This is a genomic window from Pedobacter sp. MR2016-24 (assembly GCF_026239655.1).
Classification (GTDB): Bacteria; Bacteroidota; Bacteroidia; order Sphingobacteriales; family Sphingobacteriaceae; genus Pedobacter.
Window position 1 is genome coordinate 401776 of the sequence record NZ_JAPIVO010000002.1, and the last position, 19750, is coordinate 421525.

General features: G+C 41.8%; 18 protein-coding genes. 3 read left to right on the top strand and 15 right to left on the bottom strand.

What is annotated here, in order from left to right; translation table 11 throughout:
- Position 1 precedes the first annotated feature (1 nt).
- The 4 genes from OQX62_RS05950 to OQX62_RS05965 form a co-directional block, all read right to left on the bottom strand.
- A complete protein-coding gene (locus OQX62_RS05950; RefSeq protein ID WP_265830500.1) occupies positions 2-928 on the bottom strand; it encodes a hypothetical protein in 927 nt (308 codons plus the stop codon).
- Between the two features lie 226 nt (positions 929-1154).
- The gene (locus OQX62_RS05955; protein WP_265830501.1) at positions 1155-2156 is read right to left on the bottom strand and encodes a transglutaminase family protein; all 1002 of its coding nucleotides are present in this window, start codon (positions 2154-2156) and stop codon (positions 1155-1157) included.
- A 10-nt stretch (positions 2157-2166) separates the two neighbouring features.
- Positions 2167-3099, bottom strand: coding sequence for an alpha-E domain-containing protein (locus OQX62_RS05960; RefSeq protein WP_265830502.1), 933 nt, complete (start codon positions 3097-3099; stop codon positions 2167-2169).
- 39 nt (positions 3100-3138) lie between these two features.
- Positions 3139-4587, bottom strand: a complete 1449-nt coding sequence (locus OQX62_RS05965; RefSeq protein WP_265830503.1) for a circularly permuted type 2 ATP-grasp protein — start codon at positions 4585-4587, stop codon at positions 3139-3141.
- A gap of 189 nt (positions 4588-4776) precedes the next feature.
- Between OQX62_RS05965 and OQX62_RS05970 the strand changes: the two genes are divergently transcribed.
- Together OQX62_RS05970 and OQX62_RS05975 are read left to right on the top strand one after the other, a co-directional pair.
- Positions 4777-5520 (top strand): peptidase, encoded by a 744-nt coding sequence (locus OQX62_RS05970; protein ID WP_265830504.1) that lies wholly within the window; start codon positions 4777-4779, stop codon positions 5518-5520.
- Entirely contained in the window at positions 5517-6356 is an 840-nt protein-coding gene (locus OQX62_RS05975; RefSeq protein WP_265830506.1) for a transglutaminase-like domain-containing protein, read from the top strand. Before OQX62_RS05970 ends, OQX62_RS05975 begins: the two co-directional genes overlap by 4 nt.
- A 20-nt stretch (positions 6357-6376) precedes the next feature.
- Here OQX62_RS05975 and OQX62_RS05980 read toward each other — a convergent pair whose 3' ends face one another.
- The 4 genes from OQX62_RS05980 to OQX62_RS05995 all read right to left on the bottom strand — a co-directional run bounded on the left by OQX62_RS05980 (position 6377) and on the right by OQX62_RS05995 (position 9847).
- Positions 6377-7489 (bottom strand): Gfo/Idh/MocA family protein, encoded by a 1113-nt coding sequence (locus tag OQX62_RS05980; RefSeq protein WP_265830507.1) that lies wholly within the window; start codon positions 7487-7489, stop codon positions 6377-6379.
- A 144-nt stretch (positions 7490-7633) separates the two neighbouring features.
- Positions 7634-8032, bottom strand: a complete 399-nt coding sequence (locus OQX62_RS05985) for a hypothetical protein (protein ID WP_265830508.1) — start codon at positions 8030-8032, stop codon at positions 7634-7636.
- 163 nt (positions 8033-8195) lie between these two features.
- The gene (locus OQX62_RS05990; protein WP_265830509.1) at positions 8196-9395 is read right to left on the bottom strand and encodes a pyridoxal phosphate-dependent aminotransferase; all 1200 of its coding nucleotides are present in this window, start codon (positions 9393-9395) and stop codon (positions 8196-8198) included.
- Positions 9396-9457: 62 nt separating this feature from the next.
- Positions 9458-9847 carry a DUF1573 domain-containing protein gene (locus OQX62_RS05995; protein WP_265830510.1) on the bottom strand — a complete coding sequence of 130 codons (390 nt, stop codon included), beginning with the start codon at positions 9845-9847 and terminating at the stop codon, positions 9458-9460.
- A 130-nt stretch (positions 9848-9977) separates the two neighbouring features.
- Between OQX62_RS05995 and OQX62_RS06000 the strand changes: the two genes are divergently transcribed.
- The gene (locus OQX62_RS06000) at positions 9978-12401 is read left to right on the top strand and encodes an alpha-ketoacid dehydrogenase subunit alpha/beta (protein WP_265830511.1); all 2424 of its coding nucleotides are present in this window, start codon (positions 9978-9980) and stop codon (positions 12399-12401) included.
- A 72-nt stretch (positions 12402-12473) separates the two neighbouring features.
- Here the strand turns inward: OQX62_RS06000 and OQX62_RS06005 are convergent, their stop codons facing one another.
- The 7 genes from OQX62_RS06005 to OQX62_RS06035 form a co-directional block, all read right to left on the bottom strand.
- Entirely contained in the window at positions 12474-13649 is a 1176-nt protein-coding gene (locus OQX62_RS06005) for a hypothetical protein (RefSeq protein WP_265830512.1), read from the bottom strand.
- 32 nt (positions 13650-13681) lie between these two features.
- The gene (locus OQX62_RS06010) at positions 13682-14329 is read right to left on the bottom strand and encodes a hypothetical protein (protein WP_265830513.1); all 648 of its coding nucleotides are present in this window, start codon (positions 14327-14329) and stop codon (positions 13682-13684) included.
- A 1-nt stretch (position 14330) separates the two neighbouring features.
- Positions 14331-14765: a hypothetical protein gene (locus tag OQX62_RS06015; RefSeq protein WP_265830514.1), complete on the bottom strand. Its 435-nt coding sequence runs from the start codon at positions 14763-14765 to the stop codon at positions 14331-14333.
- A 1-nt stretch (position 14766) separates the two neighbouring features.
- Entirely contained in the window at positions 14767-15879 is a 1113-nt protein-coding gene (locus OQX62_RS06020; RefSeq protein WP_265830515.1) for a PAAR domain-containing protein, read from the bottom strand.
- A 338-nt stretch (positions 15880-16217) separates the two neighbouring features.
- Entirely contained in the window at positions 16218-17306 is a 1089-nt protein-coding gene (gene aroC, locus OQX62_RS06025) for a chorismate synthase (RefSeq protein WP_265830516.1), read from the bottom strand.
- Between the two features lie 11 nt (positions 17307-17317).
- Positions 17318-18574 (bottom strand): 3-phosphoshikimate 1-carboxyvinyltransferase, encoded by a 1257-nt coding sequence (gene aroA, locus OQX62_RS06030; protein ID WP_265830517.1) that lies wholly within the window; start codon positions 18572-18574, stop codon positions 17318-17320.
- Between the two features lie 2 nt (positions 18575-18576).
- Positions 18577-19710: a chorismate mutase gene (locus OQX62_RS06035; RefSeq protein WP_265830518.1), complete on the bottom strand. Its 1134-nt coding sequence runs from the start codon at positions 19708-19710 to the stop codon at positions 18577-18579.
- Positions 19711-19750 lie beyond the last annotated feature (40 nt).

The following is a 19750-nucleotide window of genomic DNA, read 5'->3' on the forward strand; positions in this document are numbered from 1 at the left end:
CCTACCGCTTTTTGTTTCTTGTAAAACCCGAAGAGATGCCAAACCGCAGATAGCCGTATTTGTCGCGGAAATAGATATTGTAAGGGTCTTCTCCATAATATCCGGCAGCTGCCATTAAAAATACGTTATTCATAAAAGGAAAGCTGTAGTTATAGGACGTTTCGATATTCAGCCTTTTTTTAACGGCACCAAGATGATCATCTGTCATTTGATTCACAGCATAATTTAACCCGGCATTTAGGCGCCAATGTTCCTTGTCATTTTCATATCTCCTCAATGAAAAGTTGTAAATCACCCTCGTAAAACCATATTCTCCTTCAAGTACCTGATCATAGTTAAACCATTTATGCCATTCTAAACCGGCATCATGATTGACTGTATAATATACTTTGTCCGCGACTGGTCTGCGATGGCCAAAATGATAAGAAGCAGTCAGGTAGTTAGTGTTAAAATTGCCGTTCCTGGTATTCACCGTGCCATCAGGATTTGACGCTTCATTATCCTGCCCGTTAGAATGGTGCATAAATTTAAGAGCAGCATAGCTGTAATCGTCAGCCAATTGGTTTAGCCTGACATATAGCATACCCCCCAGTCTGAAGCTTGGCGTTCGCACTCCGGCAGATCTTTCATTTCTTACCCTTACCGTAAAATCTGGTATTACAGCAAAAGCAACCGGCAGTTTAGGACTCGCCAGCAGCATGTAGGTAGTCGTTAATTTACCGTTGATCACATATTTTGATGGTGCACCAATTTCGCCTTTAGGTGCAGTATAAGAAAGCTCACTGTTTTCTTTGTACAAGTAAATGAACCGCTCATTAGACAGTAGGCGTGCTTGTTTTACGGTGTCTGCGGGTGTTTCAGGAAGCGTCTGTGCAGCGACCGTAAGGCCGTAAATAAAAAGCAGGGCGAATAAGGAGGTTGGTCTCATATGAACGTATATACTGAATTTTTACATTTTAGATTTTAAAAGAAAAAAAAAGAAAATTTGTTTGCCAAGCAAAAATAGGGAAGAAGCAAATACGCTTTTTCCCTATTCAATTCATATTCATCTGTGCAACTGAACCCTGTGTTTATTATTCTGATACAGCTAAGCTGGTGTTTTAAATACCAGGATTAAGCCCATCTGAGCCATACACTTGTTATCGCTGACGGGACTATTGTTGTTGTTGTTGTTGTTGTTGTTGTTGTTGTTGTTGTTGTTGTTGGATTTGCTGCATCATCTCCAGATTTCTGCGGTAGCTATTTCCCTGCAAAATTACCGGCTCAGGTTCCGGGTTTACCATTTCAGCGATAGGTTCATGTAAATCAGTTTCCCCGTTATCATATCCAACGATTACCTGGACAGCAAGTTTGTGTTTCGACGGACCTTTATATACGCCCTTTACCGGAGAACAATCGGTAAAACTTCTTCCATAAGCCAGGATCACATAGGTCTCATTAGCAATACAATTGTTAGTAGGGTCGAGACCAAGCCACCCATAAGATGGAATATATGCTTCTACCCATGCATGTGTGGCGCCTTCACCTCTGATCCCGTTTTTATTAGGACAGATATAACCACTCACATATTTCGCAGGAATATTAGCCATACGAAGCATTTGGGATAAGATATGGGCAAAATCCTGACAAACACCTGCTCGCAGCTGCCATATTTCATCCAGCTTAGTTTGTACCGTTGTCACTCCCTGTATATAGTTGAACTTTTCATATACAAACTGGCAAAAGTGCAAGGCCGTCTGATAAGGAGTCGTTTCCAGGTAGGTACCGGTAATTTCTTTTAACTCCGGCAAACCATCAAAAGCTTCCCACTTCAGGTAATCTATATAAGGAACCTGATGTCTCAGGATACGGAATTCATCCCATTCCATATCTCCGAACATAGAGTCAGTAGGTGGCTCTTTTGCAGTCGTCGTTACCGTCAGTTCTGAATAGATTTCCAGTTCCTTATGTCGCTCACTGTAGGTGAAAAAGCCAATCTGGTTTCCATAATAGTCAGTGAAAGTATCAACCCTGGGTTTTCCTGAAATTTTCAGGTCATGTTTCAGCACTTTCTGGTATTCGTTCTCTTTAGGATACAAAATGATATGGTTTACGCTGTCCTTTACCAGGGCCTCATAAGTATATCTGGTGATATGTTTGATATTAAATTCAGGCATTTTACAAATTTTAAGACAATGAAAAACAGGTTTGATTAAATGCATTCCCTATACCATATAGCTCAGTTTTAATTTCAGCAAGATAAAGGTGCAGGTCTCCCTGCTTTAAGCCTTTAACAGAGCTGTATTTTACCTTGCTCTGCAGTCTTCCGATTAAAAAGGAAAGGTCGCCGGGATTGATATGACCATCAATCCTCAGTCTTTCGAAATACTTGACCAGCTGGTTCAGTGAATAGATCACAGACCGGGGGAATTCATTATTGAGTACTACCTGCGCCAGCACATTTTCTGCTTCAAAACCCTGACGGTAAGTTTTAAGATATAACTCGTAACCTCCGATAGATAATAACAAGTGTTTCCAGTAACTTGTGTCTGTCAGCAAATCGGGGTTCTCGTCTACTGATCCGAATTTGATATCCAGGATATTGACCGATTGTATACTTCTCTCCAGGTACTTGCCGATGCGCATAAAACTGCTGCCTTCATTTCTTGCCATGGTGATTTCCGTGGTGCCATAAAACAGCATTCCCTGTTTGATCAGGATATCAAGCACAGATATTGGATCATCTTTCCTGAGCATCGTATTCAGTTTTGGATCTTTTACCGTGTGGTAATACTCATTCAGACATTGCCACACATCTTTGGTAATGTGATCCTGTACGCTCCTCGCATTTTCCCTTACCTGGGTAATAATATTGATGATAGAGTTGGGATTGTTTTTGTCAGTAACCATGTACTGCAGTACAGGGCGACTATTAAATTTTATTTTTTCAATCTCCTCATTATCCGGGCCGCAAAACATCCTGGCTATCGGGCTCCATGAAAAATCTGAAACTGCATCCTGCGATGCAGCATAATTTATTTTAAGCATGCGCAGCATACCATCCGTTCTTTCTACATAACGGCTAATCCAATATAAACTTTCTGCAACCCTGCTTAACATATAAATACTATTATTTGATACTGCATAAAAATTATAAACCTAGGAAAGTACCCATGTATCCTTACTGCCACCGCCCTGAGAGCTGTTCACAACCAGCGATCCTTCTTTTAAAGCAACCCTGGTTAATCCACCGGGAACTATGGTAATGCCGTTGGGACCACAGACGGCAAAAGGTCTGAAATCGACCCTTCTTGGCTGCAATACGCCGTGCATATAACAAGGTGCAGAAGAAAGACTGATTGTCGGTTGTGCAATAAACTGTCTGGGATCTTTCATGATCTCTACTTTATAGGCTTCAATCTCTTCCTCCGTAGCTGCATGACCCATCAGCATTCCATATCCGCCGCTGCCATTGGTCTGTTTGACTACCATATTATTGATATGCTCAAAGACATGTGCCCTTTCTTCTTTATTGCCCAATTGATAAGTAGGTACGTTTTTGAGCAGGGGTTCTTCATTAAGGTAGTATTTAATCATATCCGGTACATACACATACACCGCTTTATCGTCTGCCACACCATTGCCAACTGCATTTACTATCGTTACATTGCCTTTCCGGTAAGCATTCATTAAACCTGCTACACCCAGCATACTACTCGCATTGAAAACCAGTGGATCCAGGTACTCATCATCCACCCTCCGGTAAATTACGTCTACCTGCTGCAGGCCTGCCGTGGTTTTCATGTATACTTTATGGTCTTCAACGATCAAATCCGGCCCTTCTACCAGTTCAATTCCCATTAAGCGCGCAAGCGTTGTGTGTTCAAAATAAGCAGAGTTAAAACTGCCCGGGCTTAATAAAACGATGGTCGGATTATCAATATCTCTGGGCGACAAAGCCAATAAGTTATTATATAATACATTCGGATACTCCGTCACGCTCCTCACTTTACACTGGGGCAGCAGATCGGGAAATAAACGTTTGGTAATCTCCCTGTTTTCCAGCATATAACTTACACCAGATGGGGTGCGGACATTATCTTCAAGTATATAATAAGTACCGTCATTATCCCTGATCAGGTCTATTCCGGCAATATGGATATAAATATCATGCGGCACCTTTACATTTACCATTTCTCTGAGGAAATGCGGGCAGGAATAAATGATATCTATAGGTACAATCCCATCTTTAATAATAAACTGATCACTATATACGTCTTTTAGAAAAAGGTTCAGGGCAGTAACCCGCTGTTTGATTCCTTTCTCTATGAATTCCCACTCTTCGGAAGTGATAATTCTGGGAATAATATCAAAGGGGAAAATTTTTTCTACACCTTCACCGCTGTTATAGACGGTGAATGTAATGCCCTGACTCATGAAAAGTACTTTGGAGAGCTCTTCTTTTTTATTTAATTCCTCTGTAGACTCCTGATCCAGGTAGTCTATTACCTTTTTATACTCATCTCGTACCTTTTTAGACTCATCAAACATCTCGTCCCAGGTATTCTTTGGTAAATCGTATGATTCTGCGTGTGTATTTTTAATCATTTTAGCCAAATAGTATAAATGTGTATTGAAATATAGTTAAATCTTCTATTATTTTGTCTTTTTTACGTTTAAATTGTTTTTATAAGCCTATTTTGTGAACATCGGCGTAAGGAGGAATTGTGTATAATAAAATGAATAATTGTTCAGTTTGAATGATATATTTAGTGCTATATTTATTAAAGGAGTTTTATGACATATTGTTTGGGAATTAAGGTTAAAGAAGGATTAGTAGCTATTGCTGATACAAGAATAACCTCAGGTTCTGACACGACAGAGAAGAAGAAAATATATCTGTATGAGAAAGATAAATACTCGCTTTTCATCATGACCAGCGGTTTAAGGTCGGTTAGAGACAAAGCGGTATTGTATTTTAAGGAACTGATCGATGAAGGCGCAGAACATAACAAGTTGTACAAGGCGGTAAATGCTTTTGGTGAACAGGTAAAACGGGTGGCGAATGAGGATAAAGATGCGTTGGAGAAATCCGGTTTCAGGTTTAACTTGAATACGATTATTGGCGGACAGTTGAAGGATGACGAAGAACACAAACTTTTCCTGTTGTATCCTGAAGGAAACTGGGTTGAACTTGGTGGGGGAGCGCCTTATGTGATCGTAGGTAATTCGGGACATGGGAAGGCTATTCTCAACAGAACATTGACCAGTGAAACGAGTATGCATTCTGCTTTAAAGGCAGGATTTCTTTCATTCGACTCTACAAGAGCGAGTGCAAATGATGTCGATTTCCCGATTGATGTTGTGCTTTACCGTAACAACAGTTTCGGCATGACGGAACACCGGTATACTAAAAAAGATCTGGAGAATATCTCCGATCAGTGGGCTGACGAATTAAAGGCAGCACTAAACAGAATTCCAGACAGCTGGATGGACATAGCTTTTCAAAAAATGCATACGCCTAATGAAGATACCATATGAAGTTTGAAGTCTCCGCTAAAATAGCTTACGAGGCCCTGGCGCCATCTACACTCATTTTAAACTTAAATCCGTTCAGGTCTGATGGACAGGTTATTCTCAGTGAGAATCTCTCGTCAACACCGGGGCTAAAAATGAAAGAGCTCAATTCTTTATCAGGAGAGAAGAGGTTTCAGGTAATTGAGATACCTGAAACCGGAAAAATCACGATTAATTATAAAGCTGTAGTGGAGAATAAGTTTGAAGTTATTCCTGCAGATCAGCTGGATGATGTTCCGATTAGCAAAATGCCTCCTGCAGCACTATTTTACCTTCATCCGAGTCGCTATTGCCAGTCAGACAAATTGTATAAATTTGCTTATAACCAATTTGGAAACATTGAACATGCGTACCAGAAGGTTATTGCCATTCGCGACTGGATTTATACGAATGTAGAATACGGAGGTTATACTACACCACAAACCTCAGCTTATGATACGATTACAGAACAGGTGGGTGTCTGTCGTGATTTCGCACACCTGGGCGTAGCATTGTGCCGGGCCCTCACTATTCCTGCCAGGTATTTTACCTGTTATGCTTACAAGCTGCATCCGCCAGATTTTCACGCCTGCTTTGAAGCTTATCTTGGAGGGCACTGGGTAGTGATTGACGCGACAAAACTTGCTCCTGTTAACGGGCTGATAAAAATCGCTTCAGGCGCTGACGCAACAGACACAGCCTTCGCCAGTATTTTTGGAAATCTAAGGTTCATGAATATGGAGGTTGGTACTGTTTTGCTGGATCCGGAGTTTCATGGCGTTAATATCAATACGTCATCGCAGGGTTATTCCTACATATAATTTCCGGTAAATAGTAGGGATTAAATCCTCTCTTTTTTACCTGATGCAATACTTTTGTAGATGGCATCAATTACCAGCATGTCTTTCAATCCTTCTTCTCCTGGCACTATAGTGGGCCTTTTCTGGTGAATACAATCGGCGAAATTATCCATTTGTGCAGCCTGCTGGTTGATCTGCGGAAAAGGCATTCTTCCGGCCGTGGTATTACCCGTAATGCCGCTATAACCGTAAGCCGGTGAGATTTCAAATGTGCCCTTTTCGGCTACAGCTTTTAAATAACTCCAGTTTGCATTGTAGCTGGACTTACCTGTAGCTACAAACTGATCCGGAAATTCAAGTTCCCAGTATATTGTTTCATCGACTTCACCAAACAAATCGGGACGGGTCTTTTTCTCTGTTGCAGTGACATATATTGGTTCCATACCGGTGGTATATCTTGAACCTTGTATAGCATAGATACCCATGTCCATCAATGCACCGCCGCCCGACATCGCTTTTTTCAACCGCCATGAGTCACTGTTTCCTCCCCATGTAAATCCATTAGCAGTATCCAGCGAGGTAAGTTTTCCGTATGCCTGTTTTTGTCCAAGCCGCATCATTTCTATATTATGCGGCTCAAAATGCAAACGATAGCCAATAGAAAGCATCCGGCCGGCATTTTTGCAGGCAGTGATCATCTCTCTGCATTCTGCTGCGTTCAATGCCATAGGTTTTTCACAAATCACATGTTTACCCGCTTTGGCTGCGCGTATAGTAAAATCTTTATGCATCGATACAGGCAAAACCACATAGACGATATCGATTGCAGGATTGTTGATGATCGTATCAAAATTTGAATAGTTATAAATGTTCTTCGCAGGAATATTATATTTTGATGCCCATTCATCAGCTTTTGCCGGGGTGCCGGTAACGATTCCTGCCAGGTAACAGTTTTTAGTTTGCTGTAAAGCCGGGGCCAATTGTCCGCTGCTATAGCCGCCCAGTCCAACCAATGCGATACCTAATTTTTTAGTAGCTGATCCGGGATATATACCGGCAAACGTATCCAATGCCGGCGCTAATGTTAATGCACCCAGGCCGAGGGACAATGATCTGAGAAATTTTCTCCTGTTATAGTGATGAGCAGACTCCATATACCTGAATTTTATGGTAACAATTGGATTATTAGCTGGTTAACACACAGTTATTGATATTGTTTTACAATTATTAAAAGGATTTGCCTGATTTGTCTGAGAAAAAATGCTGTTAAAGAACAAGGAGATCAAATATTGTCTGCTCTAGGTTTGAATATGGTCTTCTTTTTTCGCTGACTCATCATCCATAGCCTTAATTACCGTTCTTTCTTTACGGATACCTAACCTTAAACGACCAAAGATGCTCATGTATAAGTTCGCGATCCATACCAAAGAGAAACCCGCAATCAGGTAGCCCCGCCAATCCAAAAACAACAGGTGGTAATTTGTTATAAACAACATCGCCAATACTACATAATGACTAAAACAGTACTCACAAGTAAAGAGATAAAAGAATTTGCGGCCAAGAATTGTTTTTCTTGATACACTCTGGCTCATAAAGTATTCCCTTGGTTCCCTGAATACTTCTTCATGAGTTACAGTCCATGCGATGCAGGCTACGGGGATTGCCAGTATAAAAAGTTTGATGATCTGTTCGTTCATTTGAGTTGCCTAATAGCTGAACAACAGTACAAAAGATTTAAAAGTTTTAGCCCTTTTATATTCAGACATTTGTTCAATAAAACAGCCGGCTTACCAATCCTTTTTCCTTATCATACAATAGGTGAAAAGAGATCAGCAAGCCGGCTGCTCATATCAGTATTGATTAAACTGTTCTTCCCGGATATTGCTGCAAAGCAATAGTCAGGCAGTCCATCGATTTATTAAGGTCTTCTGTATTTAACACATAAGCCATTCTTACTTCATTTTTGCCAGAACCCGGACTCGAGTAGAATCCTGTAGCAGGTGCCATCATGACCGTTTCCCCGTTATGGTCAAAGCTTTCCAGCATCCATTGGCAGAATGCATCTGCATCATCAATAGGAAACTTGGCCACTACATAAAATGCACCACCCGGATTAGGACAAAACACACCTTCAATTGCATTTAACCGTGACACCAATGTATCCCTGCGCAAAGTATATTCCTTATTTACTTCTTCAAAGTAACTGTCTGGCGTATCCACAGCGGCAGTTCCTGCAATCTGTTCTACTAAACCCGGACTCAGCCTGGCTTGTGCAAACTTTAATGCCGACTTAATCACTTCTTTGTTCTTAGTGATCATACAACCCAAACGTGCGCCGCATGCACTGTATCTTTTAGAAACAGTATCCAGTACCACTACATTTTCATCCAGACCATCAAGGTGCATTGGTGATATAAACTCCCTGCCATCATAACAGAATTCGCGATAAGCTTCATCAGAGAAAAGGAACAGGTCATATTTCAAACACAACTGCTTCAACTCATCCAGCTCTTCTTTGGAATATAAATATCCTGTCGGGTTATTTGGGTTACAGATAATAATTGCTTTGGTTTTAGCTGTAATCAGCTTCTCAAATTCTTCAATCGCAGGTAATGCAAAGCCGTTCTCAATGTAAGACAGGATCGGTTTTACCACTACATTACTCATGCAGGCAAAACCATTGTAGTTGGCATAAAAAGGCTCAGGAATAATAATTTCGTCACCCTCATTTACGCAGGTCTGCATAGCGATAGTAATCGCTTCAGAACCACCAAGGGTCACCAGTATATCTTCAGGGGTGATATTATACCCTAGTTTATTATAATATTCAGTAAGTTTTGTTCTGTAGCTCAATGTCCCTTCAGACGCGGTATAGGCCCAAACATTAAAATCAATGTTTTTAATCGCATTCAACATCACTTCAGGTGTTGCAATGTCTGGCTGACCGATATTTAAATGGTAAACTTTTTTACCTTCCTTTTTTGCCTGATCGGCATAAGGTGTTAATTTTCTTATTGGCGAAGCGGGCATTTGAACCCCTTTCTCTGAAATGTGTGGCATGGGCACAAAAATAAAAAACCTCGTTAATTAACGAGGTTTTTATTAAAAAATATCTGTTTAAATTATTTGCTTGCTGAAACAGTCTCTCCTTTAATGTACAACACTTTAGTAGGTGTTTTTGATGTAGAAGTGATTGTAATGCTTTTGCTGAATGGCAATGGTGAACCTGCCGGGGTATAAGTTACGCTGATTACACCTGCATCACCTTTTTTAATTGGTGTTTTGGTGTAGGTAGGAACGGTACATCCACAAGTAGTTTCTACTTTAGTTATGATCAATGGCTCATCACCAATATTTGTAAATTTGAATTCTACCGAAACTGGTTTAGTCAATGGAATTTTTCCAAAATCATGCGATTCTTTTTCGAACTTAAATTCAGCAGGTTTATTCTGCGCGATTGCTGCAACACTTACACCTAAAACAAAGGTTAATAGTACAATTAGCTTTTTCATGTTTGTATGTTTTACACAAATTTAATGATTTGATTGATAAATCAAAGGACTAAGCTAATATATATATTACACTCAGAATAAAGTCAGACTTTAGAAAATATGTATCTTTGCCCAATAAACTTTTGTAGATATGATGCTAAATGATAAACTTACTACGAATCCGATTGACGCCTCAGAATTAAGTTTTGACGACTTTAAGACGATTGTAATCGAGGATTATAAGATTGCGTTTGAAAGCAGACAAGCTAGTTTATTAGGTCGTAAGGAGGTATTGACGGGTAAGGCTAAATTTGGAATATTCGGCGACGGTAAAGAGCTGCCCCAGATTGCCATGGCAAAGGCTTTTAAAAACGGCGACTGGCGCTCGGGCTACTACAGGGATCAGACTTTTGCATTCGCAACGGGCATCTGTACCCTCAAGGAATTTTTTGCACAATTATATGCGAATCCCAGTTTAGAGGCAGATCCTGCGTCGGCAGGCCGGCAAATGAACTGCCACTTTTCTACACGTTCGCTAAATGAGGACGGGTCATGGAAAGATCTGACGCAGATGAAAAACTCTTCTTCGGATATTGCCCCTACGGGTGGACAGATGGCAAGGTTGGTAGGCCTGGCTTATGCTTCAAAGTTGTATCGCCAGAATCCGGAACTGAGCTACCTGAAAAACTTTTCGGTAGAAGGAAATGAGGTGGCTTTTGGTACGATTGGTAATGCATCTACTTCTGAAGGCGTATTTTTTGAAGCCATCAATGCTGCGGGAGTACTGCAGATTCCTATGGCCGTATCGGTATGGGATGATGGTTACGGCATTTCTGTTCCGGCTAAATATCAAACCACAAAAGAAGATATATCTGAAATATTGAAAGGTTTCCAGCGGGATGAAAATAACGCTGGTTATGAAATATATAAAGTAAGGGGATGGGATTATCCTGCCCTTTGCGAAACATATCAGCAGGCCATCACTGTCTGCAGGGACGAACATGTTCCTGTATTAATTCATGTGACAGAAGTAACTCAGCCGCAGGGCCACTCTACTTCAGGTTCGCATGAGAGATACAAAGATAAAGCCCGACTGGAATGGGAGAAAGAATTTGACTGTATCCGCCAGATGCGGTTATGGATGCTGGAGTCGGCCATTATTGCTGAAGAAGATTTGGTGGTCATAGAAGATACGGCTAAAAAACTGGTACGGACCGCACAAAAAGAAGCATGGAATGAATTCCTTGCTGATATTAAAGTAGAGAAAGATCAGGCCATCAGTTTGATCAATAAACTGGCGAAAGGAAATCCTGCGCTGGATAAGATAGCCGGCCAGCTGGCCGGTACGCCGGATGCACAACGTAAAGAGTTAATATCTTCCGCAAGAAAAGCACTTCGTTTGACGCTTAATGAGCCATCTGACGAAAGAACGATGCTGATGAGCTGGTATGAAAAGGAAGCTGCTGTAAATCAGGAACGTTACAATACCAAGCTGTTTACAGATGGAAAAGATAGTCCGCTTTTAATCGAAATAGTGCCTGCTGCTTACCATGAAAACAGTAAAATGGTAGACGGCCGCGAATTGCTGAATGCCTGTTTTGATGCGAATTTTGCACGTGATCAGCGTCTGGTTGCTTTTGGTGAGGATTTAGGTGCAATAGGGGACGTAAATCAGGGTTTTGCAGGCTTGCAGGCAAAATATGGTGATTTAAGAATTACCGATACAGGAATCAGGGAAATGACTATTGTTGGTCAGGGTATAGGTTTGGCATTGAGGGGCTTGAAACCAATTGCCGAAATTCAGTACCTTGATTATCTTTTATATGCCATCAATGTATTAAGTGATGACCTGGCAAGTTTATCTTACCGTACAAAAGCGGGTCAGAAAGCACCAGTTATTATCAGGACTCGCGGACATCGTTTAGAAGGGGTCTGGCATTCAGGATCTCCTATCGCCATGATCTTAGGTTCATTACGGGGTCTCCATATCTGTGTGCCACGAAACATGACACAGGCTGCGGGTATGTACAATACCTTATTCAGGGCTGATGAGCCCGCTATGGTGATTGAATGTCTGAATGGTTACCGTTTGAAAGAGATGATGCCGGATAACGTGGGCGATTACACTGTTCCATTAGGAAAAGCAGAGATCATCAAAGAAGGTACAGCTATTACTGTGGTATCTTACGGCTCGACCTTAAGAATTGTAGAAGAAGCTGCGGAAGAACTGGCTGCGTTTGGTATCTCTGTTGAGATCATTGATCCGCAGACGCTGCTTCCGTTTGATACAGAACATTTGTGTGCCGCTTCATTGAAGAAAACAAATAAGCTGCTGGTAGTGGATGAAGATGTACCGGGCGGTGGCTCTGCTTATATTTTGCAACAGGTTTTAGAAACGCAGCAGGGTTATTATCACTTGGACGCGCAGCCCCAGACCTTGTCGGCAAAACCACATCGCACACCTTATGGCACTGATGGTGATTATTTCACCAAGCCTTCTGTAGACGATGTAGTGGAAACCATTTATGAAATGATGCACAAATACAATAGCAGTAAATATCCGGCTATATTCTGATACCAGTTTTTAAGCCTGAATTATTAAAGCACAAAAAGCGGGTGAATATTTAATCACCCGCTTTTTTGTGCTTTAATAATTCCAGTCAGGCGGGAGCCAGCTGTTTTTCTGTTTTTCATCTATTTCCGGGAAATCAGCAGCATCAGGTTTTGTTCCATGATTTACTGTGCTTTTATGAAATTCCGGATTATTCAACGATTCTATGATCATTTCCATGCACCTTTTATTGATCTCCCAATAATCATTTTCGAAATTTGGACCCGGACCCATCATCTCGAAATGGTACCAGCCCTTTGCTGTTCTCACTAGGCAGACGGTCAGGAAAGCTGAGCCATCTGCATCATCGTAGCGGATTTCCCCCTGGGTATTCCATGACTGCTCTACAGCAGGATTAAGGCAGTCCTGTAGTGCTAAGGTTGGCAATTCATGGCTATGTTTTGCATAGATGCCAGCAGCACGCCTCAATACAATATCCAGGTTTATTGCCGTATCACGTTCATAGAACCAGGCAGAGATGAGTCCTTTGTTGCCATGTGTAACCGTGTTGTGTAAAAATATAAAATGGGCATATGATGTGGTATTACCTTCATCATATTTAACCTCCCATGAATCAGGGATATAAAAACTTAGTGGTTCCACAAATTCGTAACTGAATGGAAAAATGGATTCAGCCATCTGCCAATCTGATTTATTTAGAAGGTCAAAATTAGCAACTGTCTGCAACATACCCAAAGATAGCTGTTCATATGCTGCTGCTACACAAGATGCCTTGATACAAAAGAGGTTCGCGCCAGACTTTTCCACATCATAGTCCTTTAAAACCGTGAACCGTGAAATCATTTCTTCACCACCTGATGTTTCTTTCCAGGTCAGCACGTCCAGATATTTCCCTGTACTTTCGCCTTGTACAATTCTGTTTTCAAGAATTGTTTCTCCCATTAATGATATTTTTTTCAACAGCCAGTCTGACGCATTCATTTCGTAATTCACATGTTCATACACTACCTGAACTTCGTAATACGGACTGTCATCTGTGCGGACATACTGACCAATGATAGTCAGGTTCACTTCATCTGCCTGTACTGGTTCAACAACCAGCGGTTTTACATTATTCGGAAGAATTACCCAGTAGTGTAATGGCTTCGATCCTTCTGTGTAATTACATTTCCAGAAAGCAGCTCTCAGCTCATCAGGAGACAAGCGCTGTTCAGTGGGAAAGCTATATTTTTTAATCTGCTGTTCAGTCATACATGTTGGGTCAGGAATATGGATATCAATTTTTACGATGATGACTTTTGGTTCGTAAAATTCCAGTGAGAAACGATATAAAAAATAGTATCTGCATGCTTCACATAATCATCTTCTGTACAGGTAGCTTTAACTACTAAATAGTCATTGTCTCTTTTCATAGCAATCCAGCGGGTAATCACTGTTTCTCCATCACCTACATTTTGTGAAGTCAGGACATCTATATTTTGCTCTCCATTAGGAGCATTGATACTATTCTGTTTCACTACCTTCCCATCAGTTATTTTAATCTTATTAAGAAGCCACTCAGATGTTGATATGGGTTCTTTCAGCGTCTCATAAGCTGCCCAAACTTCAATACGAGGCTCCTTATCGGCAGATTCATAAAATCCCGCATTGATCACTTTCAGTTTTTCCACAGCAGTCGGCTTCAGTACCGTAGGTTTGATAAAATTAGGCAGAAATACCCAGTACGCGAAGCGGTCTCCGGCCTCAGTATAATTACATTTATAGAAATTTGCCCGTAGATACTCTTCTGAAAAGGCTACCGTTAAAGGAAAAGGTAGTACTGCTTTTTCTTCCATTGTCTGTTCTTTGATTTGATTCGCTGCGCTGTTTGCCTTAAACTCGCAGCTGCTTAAAATAGCCATACAGGCCAGGGTTATCGTTATTTTTTTCATGCTATTGCTTTACATTGAACCATACGCCATACATGGCTAATACTGCACCAGCGAGGATCAGACAGGAACTAACAGTTATTATGTTTTGCTGATTTTCTATTAAAAATTTAATTGGCTGCCGGTTAATATTAGCTGTATTATACTTTCTATGGAAATTGATGATGTATGACGTTAACGCCGGAAAGATCCGGTTCACAAAACTTAGCGCTATGGAAATCATAATGGACAAATAACTGCGAAAAATGATGCTCCTTGCTGCATGTGAGAAGATTTGTTTGTCCAGGAACCAAGTGTGCACTGCCAGTGCTATACCCAGTAATACAAAATACAAAATGATAAGTCCAATTGTGATCCCCTTATTTTTCAGCTGTTCAGCAAACTTGAAAATAAGCAGATAGTTTAAAAGTATGAAGAGGATGAAGAAGATTACAGACATATTAACCAATTAAAACGTTAGCACAACCTATTAATACTTGTCCGGGAACAATTGCCGGTTTTTTATCACTGAACCAGAATTTAAGCGTAAAGTCAACCCCAATTTCCAGTCCAAGTCCGAGTTCAGCCCCCAGCTTAGCCTTTACCCGTAAGGTATAATCATCGGTATCTGCTATAATTCCAAGACCAATATCTCCTCCAACACCACCAGCTTTACCCTCCAGATAATTTCCGCCACCTTTTCCGCCTGGTTTTTTTGTCCATTCACCATTCACCTTACTGGTCTCATTTGCTTTGGAACTACCACCTAATTTCTGACCGAATAAGTCGCCAGATGCACCTATCGAACCTCTTGCTACACCAGCTTCTGCCACTGCAGAAAGGTCAAATCCATATGCATTTTCGGAGCCACCAGCATAACCTTCAGCTTTAGCACCAGCTTCTGCATAACCTATATCCCCTTTTGCTTCACCTTTCAGATAGGCGACATCTTCTTTGCCGACATGTCCTTCAACGCCACCACCAACACCTACGGCTTTTGCATTTACTTCTGCGCCCCCAATTCCGTTACTTCCATACGCACCAGCCATTGCATCAACTTTCGCTACTGAAATATTGGCGCCTCCGCCAAGTCCGCCGTTGCCCTCTCCAAAAATTGGCTTGTCTTTACCCTTTGTCTTTAAATCAACTATTGCCGTACCAAAAACTGCCTGGTCGCGACTCCCATCGCCGGTTCTGTCCTTTGTTCCATATTCAAGGTACATGGCTTTAGCATCAATATAATCCGGCGAGTTTTTAGAAGTGCCGTCTGCTCTGACGTTTGGGGCAAGTGTATGTACTTTTATTTTATCCTCTGCCTTTGTTGGTCCGTATGAAGCAGGCTTTGCAGCGGTACCACAGCATGTTTTGTCACCCATGCGTGCTGCCGGTTGTCCATTAATAAATACAGATGCTGATCCTTCAACAATAGAAGCGTCACCATGCAGCGAGCACGTTACCGGGTCACCTTTACGCGCTGCAGGCATACCACCGATTTTAACATCGGGGCTTCCTTTTACGATTGGGCCACTATGGGCTCCTGTATCTATATTAGCCCGTGCGGCAGGTTTTCCCATTTCTCAGGAGTTAATTTTACTTATCATTCTGTTAACAAATAAGATGCCAAAACAAAATTGCTTCTGAAGGAATAATGTTGAACCAGAACTGTAACCAGAACGGACTTTGTGGGGGCAGCCGCTTCAGTGCAGGAAACACCACTGCCTTTTACTTTAAGAGTATGGGTATTCCCAATTCCACAAAATGAAATTGATGTAAACCCTAACATCAGGAATCAGCAATCACCCCCGGCTGGACTAGGATACATGTAAAAACAAACCGCCCCGTATATCGAAAGAATACGGGGCGGTTTTATAAAGCCGGAATTTTAACTAACTGGTAGCTAAATGCAACGCGCTTAAAGTTTACTGCTTTTATTCCTTAACAGCTGATCTGCGATAACCAATGCAGCCATCGCTTCTACGATTACAACTGCTCTTGGTACTACACAAGGATCATGTCTGCCTTTTCCTTTGATCTCAGCAGCTTCACCCGCCGCATTTACAGTCTGCTGGTTATGCATGATGGTCGCAACCGGTTTGAAAGCAACAGTAAAGTTGATTTCCATGCCGTTAGCAATCCCCCCCTGAATACCGCCGGAAAAGTTAGTCAGCGTTTTAGGTGCATCTGATGTGGCCAGAAAAATATCATTATGCTCAGATCCTCTCATTTCACTACCAGAAAATCCTGATCCATATTCAAAACCATGTACTGCATTAATGCTTAACATCGCTTTGCCCAGGTCGGCATGCAGTTTATCAAAAACCGGCTCACCCAATCCCGGCGGACAGCCATTGATCACACAACTCACTTTTCCACCTACAGTATCGCCATCTTTCCTGATTTCATCGATAAACCCGATCATCTCTTTAGCCGTTGCCGGATCTGCACAGCGCACAATGTTATCTTCCCTGAGGTCGATTAATGCTGCTACAGGTAAAGCTTCCAGGTTCGGCGCATTGATCTTTCCAACGGCACTTACATGCGCGAAAACTGAGATACCGTAATGCTGCAATAACAACTTCGCAATTGCACCTGCCGCAACGCGGGCAGCAGTTTCTCTTGCTGAAGAGCGGCCGCCACCTCTGTGGTCGCGGATACCATATTTTGCATCATAAGTATAATCTGCATGAGAAGGTCTGTAAACATCCTTGTTATGCTCATAATCTTTAGAACGGTGATCCTCGTTCGGAATCATCAATGCGATAGGTGTGCCGGTACTTTTACCTTCAAATATACCAGACAGCACTTTTACCGTGTCGCTTTCCTTACGCTGGGTGGTGATTTTGGACTGACCAGGTCTGCGTTTGTCCAGGTCTGCCTGGATAAACTCCAGATCAATCGGCAGCTGTGCAGGACAGCCGTCAATGATCACTCCAATAGCTTCGCCATGTGATTCTCCAAAAGTAGAGATCCTGAATAATTGCCCGAAGGAATTTCCTGCCATATTTTTATATTTTATAATTCGTTAACTGTAAAACCTGCCGTTTCCAAATCTTTCCAGAAATCCGGGTAAGACTTTTCCACTACCTGGTAATCTTCAATTTCTACCTCTTTGATCAGCAGACTTAATGGCGCGAAAGCCATGGCCATCCGGTGATCATCATAAGTAGCGATCGTCATCTTTTCCGGAAATGCGAGTGCATCACAGTTTAATGTATACACCTCGTTGTCTTCATTTAGTGTTACACCAATCTTAGCCAGTTCCTGCTGTAAAGCCAGGATTCTGTTTGTTTCCTTGATTTTCAGTGTTTCTAATCCTGTGAAAGATAAGTTCAGTCCTTTGGCCGCTGCACATACAATAATTGTTTGTGCCAGATCCGGACAGTCCTTCAGGTTTAATACTTCCTGAATATCTACCGAAGTGCCGGTTTTCAGTTCAATTCCATCAGGCACACGCGAGGTGCGGACACCCAGTGCAATCATGATTTCCTGGATCTTACTGTCGCCCTGCAGACTTTCTTCACGCATATTCGTCAGCGTAATATCGCCCGTATCTGCCAGCGAAGTGATGCTGTACCAGTAAGACGCAGCACTCCAGTCGGGCTCCACTACCAAAGTAGCTTCCTGGTGTTTTTGAGGAGCAATATAAATGGTGTCGTCTGACCATTCATGCTGTATTCCTGTTGCAGCCAGCATATTCAGGGTCATTTCCAGATAGGGTCTCGACGTAAGTCCGCCTTCAATTTTCAGCCTTAAACCTAAAGGTAATGTGGGTGCAATAATCAGCAAGGCTGATAAATACTGGCTGCTCACATTGCCTTTGATAGACACCTCGGCAGCATCACTATTTAGTCCGCCATTGATATTTAAAGGCGGATAGCCTTCATTTTTCTCATAAGAGATATCCGCGCCCAGTGTTTTCAGTGCATCTACAAGAATTGCAATAGGACGTTCCTGCATCCTGCCAGAACCGGTCAGCGTAAACTGCTGCGGTAAAGTAGAAAGGTAGGCCGTCAGAAAGCGCATTGCTGTGCCCGCATGACCAACGTCCACTGTCTGTTTCTCCGTAGCCGGGTTAATTTCAAGATCCCTCAGGATCCTGTTCAAAATCACCGTGTCGGCTGCATCAGATAAGTTTTCCACTTTCACCACACCTTTGCTCAGCGCAGAGATGATCAGCGCCCTGTTGCTCTCACTCTTAGAGCCAGTCAGGTTAATAGTGGCAGCGATATCTTTTTGCCCCCTGAAAGAAACAATTGCATTCTTTTTCATCCTTATAATTTTACAGATTCTGCTGCAGCTACATCAGCAGCAACTTTACCTTCGTTCATAATTTCAGTTTGTTTCCTGATCGATTCACCGTGAACCAGTTCTAAAAACTTCTCTGTAAAACCAAGGTCTAATTTCAATGCCCTTGCAAATGCGCTTCCTTTTTTAAGGATTTCATCCCAACGGTTAACCTGTAAAATAGTTACGTTATTATCTCTTTTGTACAGACCGATTTTTTCTACGATAGCCATACGCTCACCTAATTTCTGGATGATGATATCGTCGATTTTATCGATGCTGGTACGTAATTCTGCTAATTTATCTACAAAAGCTTCATTTGCTGATTCGGGCTCACGGATGCTTAATTTAGAAACCAATTCGTCTAAAGCAGCAGGAGTAACCTGTTGTTTAGCGTCAGTCCATGCTACAGAAGGATCAATATGACTTTCGATCATTAATCCCTGCATGTCCATATCCAATGCTTTCTGAGAAATATAAGGAATCAGTTCGCGGTTTCCGCAGATATGTGAAGGATCATTGATGATCGGTAATTCAGGGCAAAGTGTTTTCAGCTGAATAGCCAGTTCCCACATTGGCTCATTACGGAAAGAGCTTTTCTCGTATGAAGAGAAACCACGGTGAATAGCACCCAGTTTAGTGATGCCGGCATTATTGATACGCTCTAAAGCACCAACCCATAGGGAAATATCAGGGTTAACCGGGTTTTTAACCAATACCGGGATATCATGACCTTTTAAAGCATCAGCAATTTCCTGAACAGTGAAAGGGTTAGCAGTAGAACGTGCACCGATCCAAAGGATGTCAACGCCGGCAGCCAATGCTTCTTCAACATGTTTTGCCGTTGCAACCTCTACCGCTGTAGGTAATCCTGTTTCCGCTTTAGCTCTTTTTAACCATTCCAGACCGATACTTCCGATTCCTTCGAATTCTCCCGGACGGGTACGTGGTTTCCAGATACCAGCTCTCAATACAGACACTTTACCAGTTGCAGCCAATAAATGTGCTGTAGATACCAATTGCTCTTCTGTTTCTGCACTACAAGGTCCAGAGATGATCAATGGTTCATTTTTGATGTTTAACCAGCTCTCTAAAGGCTGGATGTTTAAATTTAATTTCATGATGAAGGTTTTTTATGCGTTTGCCGTTGTTAAATTATAT